8 protein-coding genes are annotated in these 9,166 nt (G+C 73.3%); 2 read left to right on the top strand and 6 right to left on the bottom strand.

Annotated features, from left to right (window positions below; all coding sequences use genetic code 11):
• Positions 1 to 38 precede the first annotated feature (38 nt).
• From ACFXPL_RS36275 to ACFXPL_RS36290, 4 genes are all read right to left on the bottom strand, one after another.
• Positions 39 to 1,004, bottom strand: coding sequence for a DUF2510 domain-containing protein (locus tag ACFXPL_RS36275; protein ID WP_384927440.1), 966 nt, complete (start codon positions 1,002 to 1,004; stop codon positions 39 to 41).
• A gap of 61 nt (positions 1,005 to 1,065) precedes the next feature.
• Complete coding sequence (locus ACFXPL_RS36280; protein WP_384927441.1) at positions 1,066 to 2,463, bottom strand: carboxyl transferase domain-containing protein; 1,398 nt, start codon at positions 2,461 to 2,463, stop codon at positions 1,066 to 1,068.
• Positions 2,456 to 3,934, bottom strand: coding sequence for an acyl-CoA synthetase (locus ACFXPL_RS36285; protein ID WP_384927442.1), 1,479 nt, complete (start codon positions 3,932 to 3,934; stop codon positions 2,456 to 2,458). Before ACFXPL_RS36285 ends, ACFXPL_RS36280 begins: the two co-directional genes overlap by 8 nt.
• 35 nt (positions 3,935 to 3,969) lie before the next feature.
• A complete protein-coding gene (locus ACFXPL_RS36290; protein ID WP_384927443.1) occupies positions 3,970 to 5,247 on the bottom strand; it encodes an SLC13 family permease in 1,278 nt (425 codons plus the stop codon).
• A 253-nt stretch (positions 5,248 to 5,500) separates the two neighbouring features.
• Here ACFXPL_RS36290 and ACFXPL_RS36295 point away from each other — a divergent pair, with 253 nt between their 5' ends.
• Entirely contained in the window at positions 5,501 to 6,250 is a 750-nt protein-coding gene (locus tag ACFXPL_RS36295; protein WP_384927444.1) for a FadR/GntR family transcriptional regulator, read from the top strand.
• A gap of 72 nt (positions 6,251 to 6,322) precedes the next feature.
• On the opposite strand, the gene ACFXPL_RS36300 is transcribed toward ACFXPL_RS36295, so the two are convergent.
• Both ACFXPL_RS36300 and ACFXPL_RS36305 read right to left on the bottom strand, forming a co-directional pair.
• Positions 6,323 to 7,147: an aldo/keto reductase gene (locus ACFXPL_RS36300; protein WP_384927445.1), complete on the bottom strand. Its 825-nt coding sequence runs from the start codon at positions 7,145 to 7,147 to the stop codon at positions 6,323 to 6,325.
• A 97-nt stretch (positions 7,148 to 7,244) separates the two neighbouring features.
• Positions 7,245 to 8,438, bottom strand: a complete 1,194-nt coding sequence (locus tag ACFXPL_RS36305) for an MFS transporter (protein WP_384927446.1) — start codon at positions 8,436 to 8,438, stop codon at positions 7,245 to 7,247.
• A gap of 182 nt (positions 8,439 to 8,620) precedes the next feature.
• Between ACFXPL_RS36305 and ACFXPL_RS36310 the strand changes: the two genes are divergently transcribed.
• On the top strand, positions 8,621 to 9,076 hold the full coding sequence (locus ACFXPL_RS36310; RefSeq protein ID WP_384927447.1) for a MarR family winged helix-turn-helix transcriptional regulator: 456 nt from the start codon (positions 8,621 to 8,623) through the stop codon (positions 9,074 to 9,076).
• Positions 9,077 to 9,166 lie beyond the last annotated feature (90 nt).

Consider the following 9,166-nt stretch of genomic DNA (forward strand, 5'->3'; position numbering starts at 1 on the left):
GCCCGCGCCACTGCTCCGTCCGACGGGGTGAGGTGCGGTCAGACCCCCCGGCCGGTCCCGCCCGCGCCGGTCCCCGCGGCCTTCTTGATCCCCTGGGTGATCTCGTCCATGACGGACAGCTCGGGCGCCTTGTCGTTGACGTCGAAGCCGGAGCGGACCACGACCAGCAGGTCCGGCGAGGACGGGGAGGGGAAGACCAGCGACTGCACGTAGCCGTCGTCGCCCTTGCTCGTGACCACCTTCCACCGCACCAGGTAGCCCTTCTGCCCGGCGACGGTGACCGCCTCCGACTTGAGCTGCTCGTGCGAGGAGATCTCACCGTAGGTCGTACCGCCGTACGACTCCTTGGCGTTGGTGTCGATGTCCTGCTCGGCCGCCGCCTTGGCCGTGGTGGCGGTGATCTTCAGCGCGGCGGCCGGAACGGAGAACACACCGCCCCGTACGCAGGACTGCGAGGTGTCCCCGGGGCAGTCGTACTTTCCGGTGGTCACCCCGGCGCCGACCGGCCCGGACTCGCCGGTCCAGCCGTCCGGTACGGGGAGGCTGATGCCGCTGGCGCCGTCGGTGGCGAAGCCGTCCTCGGTCTGCGGCTGCTGGGGCCCGCCGCTCTCCCCGCCGCCGGAACCGCCGGAGCCGCCGGGGCCGTCGGGGTCCGGGGAGCCCTGCCCCGGCGGCGAGGGCGCCGTGGACGGCGCGGAGCCGGAGCCCGACCTGCCCGCGGCGTCGCTCTGTCCGCCGTCGCGTCCGAGCAGGTAGAAGCCGCCCGCGAGGGCCAGGGCGACCACCGCGGCGGTCGCCCCGAGAGCGATCCGCCGTCCGTTGTTCCGCGGTGCCGGCGGGGGCGCGAGGGGGTAGGGCGGTGCGGCCGGTGGGTCCCACTGGCCGGTGGGGGTGGCGCGGAGTTCGTCGGTCCACGCGGACCCGTCCCACCAGCGTTCCTGGCGCGGACCGTCACCTGTGTGCCCCGGATCGGGATGCCAGCCGGGCGGCGTCGTGTAAGTCACGGCCCTCAGCTTAGGCATATTGTCTGAACGGCTGGTGAGAGGCCCATGAGAATCGGTCCTCTCACCCGTCCCGTTCCCTCCGGTCCTGCCCGTCCCGTCCGGGCACGATGCCGCGTACCACTCCCAGGGACACCAGGTCCTGTGGCCTCAGCCGGAGTTGGTCCGCCGTCGCCCGGATGCGCCCGGGATCACGCTTGAGGATGGCGGTGGCGAGTTCGGGTGCGATGACGGAGAAGTAACTGTCCGGTGTGGCCCAGGTGTTGTCAGGAGCGGACAGGGCGAGCGCGCCGCCCGAACCGCCCTCGCCGATCAGCAGCGTGGTGACGGGCACCCGGGCGGTGGCCACGGCCGCGAAGAGATCCGCGATGGCGGCCCCCGCCCCCGTACGCTCCGCCTGCGCGTCGTTGGCCGCGCCCGGGGTGTCCACCAGGGTCAGTACGGGGACACCCAGCCGTTCCGCGAGCCGGATCAGCCGGGCGGCCGTGCGGTATCCGGCCGGAAGCGTGGCGGTGCCGCACTGCGCGGCGTAGGCGACCGTCCGCCCCTCCCTGCGGCCGAAACCGCAGAGCATCCCGGGGTCCGTACCGCCGCAGCGGTCGCCGCGGATCTCCTCGCGGTGGTCGAAGTACGCGTCCAGATAGGCGGCGGCGCGCGGCCGTCCGGGCGACCGGGCCGCCAGGACCGCGTCCCATCCGGTGGCGGCGGGACCGGCCCCGCCGAGCGCGGCGGGCGGCGGCGCGGCGCCGTCGGTCCGGCCGTCCGCCGCGTGCGCTCCGCCGCCGGTGAGCAGCGCCAGCCAGCGGCCGGCCGTCGCGGCCAGTCCGTCCTCGCGCACCACCGCGTCGATCTGGCCGGCGGCGAGCTGCGCCTCGGCGGTGTACGCGTACGGATCGGCGTCCGCCGGGCGTACCCGTGACCCCGCGAAGCCGATCTGGGCGCCGGGCAGCGCGAGGACGACATCGGCGCCCGCGCCCAGGGTGGCCCAGCCGCCGCCGGTCGTCGGGTCGCGCACCACCGCGAGCTGGGCGAGCCCGGCCGCCCGGGTCAGCGCGGTGTGGCGGGCCACGCGCTGGAGTTGGAGCAGCGCGCGCATGCCCTCCTGCATGCGGCTGCCGCCGGTCGCGATCAGGGAGACGACCGGCAGCCGCCGCTCGCGCGCGTGGCGGTAGGCGGCCTCCAGCCGGTCGCCGGCGCGCTCGCCGAGGGAGCCGCCGAGGAAACCGAACTCGAAGGAGATGACGACCGCTTCGGTGGCGCCGATCCGGCCGGTGCCGCAGACGGCTGACTCCCGCTCGCCGGTACGGTCCGCCGCCCGGGCCCGCGCGGCGTCGTACCCGTCCCAGCCGAGCGGCCCGTCCTGCGCGGACACCCCCTCGGACGGCGGGAGTTCGGTGAAGGGTCCGCCGTCCGGGCCGAGGACCGCCGCGATCGCCGCCCGCGCGCCGCGCCGCTCAGCCATGGAGCGACCGCTTCATGATCTTCCCCATGTCGTTGCGTGGCAGCGCGTCCAGATAGCGCACGGTGCGCGGGCGCTTGTGCGCGGAGAGCTGCCCGGCGACATGGTCGGCCAACTCCTTCTCCGTCGGCGGGGCTTCGGGGCGCGCGGGCACGATCCAGGCGACGATCCGCTCGCCGAGGTCCGGGTCGGGTTCGCCGGTGACGGCGGCCTCCCGTACCCCGGGATGCTCCAGCAGGACGTTCTCGATCTCGCCCGCGCCGATCTTGTAACCGCCGCTCTTGATCAGGTCGGTGGCCTTGCGGCCGACGATGCGGACAGAGCCGTCGGGATCCCTGATCGCCATGTCGCCGGTGCGGAACCAGCCGTCGGTGAAGGCCGCTTCGGTCGCCTCGGGACGGTTCAGGTACTCCGTGAAGAGGTTCGGGCCGCGGACCTGGATCTCGCCGACGCTCTCCCCGTCGTACGCCTCGATGGCGGCGCCCGCCTCGTCGACCAGCCGGAGTTCGACCCCGCGCAGCGGGACGCCGACCGTCCCGGCGCGCGGTTCGCCGTCCGCGCGGACGCTCGTGTTCATCAGGGTCTCCGTCATGCCGTACCGCTCGACGACCCGGCGGCCGGTCGCCGCGGCGATCCGCCGGTGGTCGTGGACGGGCAGCGGCGCCGAGCCCGACACCAGGAGCCGCGCGCCGGCCAGCGCCTCGGCGAGCGCGGGGTCGTCGGCGAGCGTCTCGGCGATGCGGTGGTACATCGTGGGCACGCCGAACAGCATGGTGGCGCCCGAGGACAGCTCCCGGGCGACGCCCGCGGTGTCGAACCGTCCGAGGTGGGTGACGGAGCCGCCCCGGCGCAGCGGGCCGAGGATGCCGAGGATCAGCCCGTGGACGTGGAACAGGGGCAGCGCGTGGACCAGGATGTCGTCGGCGGTCCACTGCCAGGCGTCCTCCAGCGCGTCGAGGGTGGCGGTGAGGGCGCGGCGGGGCAGGACCGCGCCCTTGGGCGGCCCGGTGGTGCCCGAGGTGTAGACGATCAGCGCGGGGGCTTCCGGCGGGGGCTCGGGGAAGGCCCCGGTCCCGTCCCCGCTCCCGGCCTCCCCCGCGTCCCCGGTCCCGGTGCCCGTCACGTCCGCCGTGGCGTCGACGCGTTCCAGTGCGGCGAGTGCGGGCGGCAGCGCCACGCCGGGCTCCGCGATGACGAGGGAGGGGGCGCTGTCCGCGACGATGTGGGCCAGTTCCTTTTCGCCGCTCCTGGGGTTGACGGGGACGACGGGGACCCCGGCAAGCAGCGCCGCCACCACCCCCACCGCCGTGCCGAGGGTGGGGGTGGCCCAGACCGCGACCCGCCGCTCACCCGTGAGCCGGCGGGCCAGGGAGCCGGCCGCGTCGGCCAGTTCGGCGTGGGTGAGCGTACGGTCGCCGAACCGGAGCGCGGGGCGCCGCGAGCGGGCGGCAAGGGCCGGGAAGAGAGGGGACACGCGTCGTTCTCCTTGCTGTGGACGGGTCTGACCGGTCATCCGAAGCCTGGCACCACCAGCAGCAGCCAGACAGCGGCGGGTACCGCCGCCACCACGATCCCCCCGTACGCCATGAGCTGCCGGAAGAAACGCTCACGGTCGACGTCGGGCGCGGCGGCCAGCACCAGGGCGCCGTTGGTGGAGAAGGGGCTGACGTCGACGACGGTCGCGGAGATCGCGAGCGCCGTGATCATGCCGATCGCGCCGATCTCGCCCTGGGCGAGGAAGGGAACGGCGAGCGGGATGAGCGCCCCCATGATGCCGACGGACGAGGCGAACGCGGAGACGATCGCGCCGATGTAGCAGAGCAGTACGGCGGCGAGGAGCGGGATGCCGATGCCGCCGACGGCGTTGCCCGCGTAGTCGATCGTGCCCAGTTCCTCCATGACACCGACGTAGGTGAGGACGCCGCAGATCAGCAGCACGGTCGGCCAGGCGATCTCGCCGACCGCCCTGCGGCTGGTGTCGGGCCAGCAGGCGCTGAGGAGGACGGCGAGGGTGATGGCGCAGAGGCCGGCGTCGAGATCGAAGGCGAGGACGGCGACGACGAGCGCGACCAGGGCGGCGAGGGTGGCCGTACGGGCGGGGGTGAGCTGCGAACCCGCCTCCCCCTCGCGCTCCTTGCCGTCGTCGCTCACCGCGCCGTCCAGCGCCGGCCCGGACCGGGTGCCGCGCAGTGCGAGCCCGCCGCAGCAGACGAAGACGATTCCGGCGATGACGAGATTGACCGCGAGCGAGGCGAGGAAAAGGGTGAGCGGACTGCCCTGGAGCTTCTCGCGTTCGACGATGCCGTTGACGATCGTTCCGTAGATGCTGATCGGCGAGAATCCGCCGCCCTGGGCCCCGTGCACGACCATGGCGCCCATCAGCAGCGGGCTGATGCCGTAGCGCGCGGCGAAGCTCAGCGCGATCGGCGCGACGATCGCGACGGCCGCCGGGGAGACGGCTCCGATCGCGGTCAGCAGCGCGGTGATCGCGAACATCACCCACGGGATCAGCGCGATCCTCCCGCGCACCAGCCGGATCGCGGCATGGACGAGCCAGTCCGTGGTGCCGTTGGCGCGGGCGATCGCGAAGAGGTAGGTGACGCCGACGAGAACGACGAAGAGATCGCCGGGGAAGCCCGCGAAGATGCCCTTCGCGTCGAGGCCGGCGACGAGTTCTCCGACGCCGAACGCGGCGGCGAAGGCGAGCGCGCCCATGTTGATGGACCGGGTGGTGGCGATCACGAAGACCACCACCAGCACAAGAATCGAGATGAGTTCGGCGGACATGGCGCGGGCTCCCGTCCCTGGGTCCCTCGATGCGGGGAGGAATGGGCCGACGACCGACTGGCGCGCGGGTCAAGGGGTCGAGCGGCTGACTGGACCACTGGCCAAGTGGCTGGACCACATTGGCCATCGGCCGGGACGGGCGTCAAGGGATCGGACGGGAATTGGCTCAGCCACTTGACCGCCCGGTGTTAGGCTGACGCGCCCGGGACCGGGAGGAAACGGGCGAGACATCGACCCAGGGAGGGGCGTCCGGATGTCCGACGAGCGACGGTCCGTGGCGACGCCGCGGGAGAACCCGGCAGACCCCCTGCGTCCGATGGCCCGGCCGCGCTTGTACGAGCAGGTCCTCGACCGGCTGCGCAGCTATGTCACCGAGGGAGGGCTCGGCTCGGGCGACCGGCTGCCGCCCGAACGGGAGTTGGCACAGCGGCTCGGTGTCAGCCGCGCCTCCGTCAAGCAGGCGATCGTGGTCCTGGAGGTCCAGGGGCTGGTCGAGGTGCGGCACGGCGGCGGCACGTATCTGCGCAAGGACAGTCTCGACCCGGAGCCGGTCGAGCGGCTGGTGGAGCGCAGACGGCGGCTCCCGGACGTGCTGGAGGCCCGCGAGGCGCTGGAGACCAAGCTCGCCGAACTCGCCGCCGAGCGGCACACGGAACCGGATCTGGCCGCGCTGCACGACGCGCTGCGGCACATGGAGCAGGAGATCGCGGCGGGCCGCCACGGCGTGGAGGGCGACCGCCTCTTCCACGCCGCGGTGACCGCTGCCGCGCACAGCACCCTGCTCGCCGAGTTCATGCGTTCCATCTCCGAGCAGATCACGGAGAGCCGCCACGAGTCCCTGCGGCAGCCCGGCCGCCCGGCGCGGTCGCTGGCGCAGCACCGCGCGATCCTCGAAGCGATCGAGGGCCGGCGGGGCAAGGCGGCGGCCGCCGCGATGCGCCGCCATGTGCGGACGGTGGCGAAGGTGCGCCTGCTGGACTGGAATCCGGAGGACGGCGCCTGAGACCGCCGCCCGCGCGCGGCGGGGCCGGCCACGCGAGCGAGGTACACCCGCGCGACCGGCCTTGCGACCGGCTCAGTTGAGGGTGTCGGGGTCCGGGCCCGTGCGCATGCCGCGGTCGAGCGCGGTCAGCGCGTCGAGGTCGTCGTCGGTCAGCTCGAAGCCGAGGACGTCGAAGTTCTCCCGGATCCGCGCGGGCGTGGCGGACTTGGGGATCACGATGTTCCCGAGCTGGAGGTGCCAGCGCAGCACCACCTGGGCGGGTGTCCTGCCCAGGCGCCGGGCGATCTCCGTGATCGTCCCGTCCTTGAGCAGAGCCCCCTGCGCCAGCGGGCTCCACGCCTCGGTCGCGATGTCGTGCTGGGCGTGGAAGTCGCGCAGCACGGCCTGCTGGAGGCCGGGGTGCAGCTCGATCTGGTTCACGGCAGGGACGATCCCCGTCTCGTCCAGCAGCCGCTGGAGGTGAGCGGGCTGGAAGTTGGACACGCCGATGGCGCGGGTCCTGCCGTCCGCCAGCAGCTTCTCCAGCGCGCGCCAGGTGTCGACGTACCGGTCGCGCTCGGGGGTGGGCCAGTGAATGAGGTACAGGTCCACCTGGTCGAGGCCGAGCCTGGCCAGGCTCGCGTCGAAGGCGGTGAGGGCCGCGTCGTACCCCTGGTCGTCGTTCCAGAGTTTGGTGGTGACGAACAGTTCGTCGCGCGGCACCCCGGCGGAGGCGAGGGCGCGGCCGACGCCCGGCTCGTTGCCGTACACGGCGGCCGTGTCGATGCTGCGGTAGCCCGTCTCCAGCGCGGCGAGGACCGCGTCGGTGGTCTCCGCGTCGCCGACCTGGAAGACACCGAAGCCGAGCTGCGGGATCCTGACGCCGTTGTTGAGGACGACGTGGGGGACGGAGGTCATGGTGTTTCCTCTTCTTCGGGTCCGGTCTGTCCGACCGGCCTGTCGGGTCTTGTTCTCCGGACGGACGGAGAAAGGGGGCGTAACGGTCACACCGGTCTCAACGTACCGACGCCACCGGCGCCGCGCGCCGCGAGCGCCCGGCAGTCGGCGTACGGCGCTCCAGCGCGGCGGAGACGACGGCGAGGACGAGCGCGGAGGCGGCCAGCGCGGCACCCACCCAGTTCGGGGCGGTGTAGCCGTGTCCGGCGGCGATGACGAGCCCTCCGAGCCACGCGGCCAGCGCGTTGCCCAGGTTGAACGCGCCGATGTTGACGGCGGACGCCAGGGTCGGGGCGGCGGACGCCTGGTCGAGGACGCGCTTCTGGAGCGGCGGTACGGTCGCGAAGCCGAGGGCCCCGATCAGTACGAGGGTCACGGCGGCGGCGGCCTTGTGGTGGGCCGTGAGGGTGAACAGCGCCAGTACGACGGCGAGCGCGCCGAGGGAGACCTGGAGCAGCGGCATCAGCCGGCGGTCGGCCAGCCGCCCGCCGATCAGGTTGCCGCCGACCATACCGAGGCCGAAGAGCACCAGCAGCCAGGTGACCGACGAGTCCGCGAACCCGGCGGTGCCGGTCATCATCGGGGTGATGTAGGTGATCGCGGCGAAGACCCCGCCGAAGCCGAGCACGGTCATCGCCATGGCGAGGAGCACCTGTACGTTGCGGAAGGCGGCGAGTTCGTGGCGCAGCCGTACGCCTTCGGCCCTGGGCTGCTCCGGTATGAACCGGGCGATACCCGCGAGCCCCAGCACCCCGAGCCCCGCGACGGCGAGGAAGGTGACCCGCCAGCCCGCGTTCTGGCCGATGAAGGTGCCGAGCGGCACGCCGACGACATTGGCGACGGTCAGCCCCGTGAACATCATCGCGATGGCGCCGGCCTTCCGGCTCGGCGCGACCATGCCCGCGGCGACGACGGAGCCGATCCCGAAGAACGCCCCGTGGGCGAGTGAGGCGACGACCCGGCCCGCGAGCATCACGCCGAAGGTGGGGGCGAGCGCGGAGAGCACGTTGCCCGCGACGAAGAGCCCCATCAGCAGCATCAGCATCCGTTTGCGGCTGATCCGGGTGCCGAGGACGGTCATCAGCGGCGCGCCCACGACCACCCCGAGCGCGTAGCCGCTGACCAGGAGCCCGGCGGTGGGGATCGGGACGCCGTAGGCGGCGGCCACCTCCGGGAGCAGTCCCATGATCACGAACTCGGTGGTCCCGATCCCGAACGCGCCGACGGCCAGCGCGAGGAGCGCGAGTGGCATGGAGTCACCTTTCCGGCCGACGATCGACGGCCGAACGATTGCGTGAGCGTCTTACAAGCGTGGACAATACTTGCAGACGCGGACTATAGGCAAACGCGCTCTATTGCAGAGATGGCCTATCCTGGGAGTCCTACGCCCCGCACGCAGCCGGGAGCCCTACGCCCCGCACGCAGGAGGAAGCCATGACCGCCACGGACACCGCGCTCACCGGGCTCGCCCAGGGCTGGTGCGCCCTCTCCCTGCTGCACGGCAGGATCGAGGCGCACATCGAGCGGGCGCTCCGGACGGGGCACGATCTCAGCGTCCGCGAGTACTCCCTGCTGAACGTCCTCAGCCGCCAGCACGACGGCGAGGGCGGCCATCTCCAGATGAAGCAGGTCGCCGAGGCCGTCGTACTCAGCCAGAGCGCGACCACCCGGCTGGTCACCCGGCTGGAGGACCGGGGGCTGCTCACGCGCTACCTCTGCCCCACGGACCGGCGCGGCATCTACACCGATGTGAGCGAGGCGGGGCTGCGCCTGCTCGCCGCGGCGCGCCCCACCAACGACACCGCGCTGCGCGAGGCCCTGGACGAGGCGGCGAGCAACCCCGAGCTGGCTCCCCTCGTCCGGGCGGTCGGCTCCCGCGCCGCAGCCTGACGTGCGAGGAGCCGGGCGGGCGACCGAGGAAGAGTGTGCCCCCCCGCGCCCGCGCCACCGGGTGGGGCCGGCCGGGGGCACCCCAGCGAC

The sequence above is a fragment of the Streptomyces sp. NPDC059092 genome, assembly GCF_042756365.1.
In the GTDB taxonomy this organism is placed as follows: Bacteria; Actinomycetota; Actinomycetes; order Streptomycetales; family Streptomycetaceae; genus Streptomyces.

Coding starts and splice junctions, on each gene's coding strand:
- ACFXPL_RS36280 (WP_384927441.1), bottom strand. CDS start 2,463: ATGGCTGAGCGGCGCGGCGCGCGGGCGGCGATCGCGGCGGTCCTCGGC.
- ACFXPL_RS36290 (WP_384927443.1), bottom strand. CDS start 5,247: ATGTCCGCCGAACTCATCTCGATTCTTGTGCTGGTGGTGGTCTTCGTG.
- ACFXPL_RS36295 (WP_384927444.1), top strand. CDS start 5,501: ATGTCCGACGAGCGACGGTCCGTGGCGACGCCGCGGGAGAACCCGGCA.
- ACFXPL_RS36300 (WP_384927445.1), bottom strand. CDS start 7,147: ATGACCTCCGTCCCCCACGTCGTCCTCAACAACGGCGTCAGGATCCCG.
- ACFXPL_RS36305 (WP_384927446.1), bottom strand. CDS start 8,438: ATGCCACTCGCGCTCCTCGCGCTGGCCGTCGGCGCGTTCGGGATCGGG.
- ACFXPL_RS36310 (WP_384927447.1), top strand. CDS start 8,621: ATGACCGCCACGGACACCGCGCTCACCGGGCTCGCCCAGGGCTGGTGC.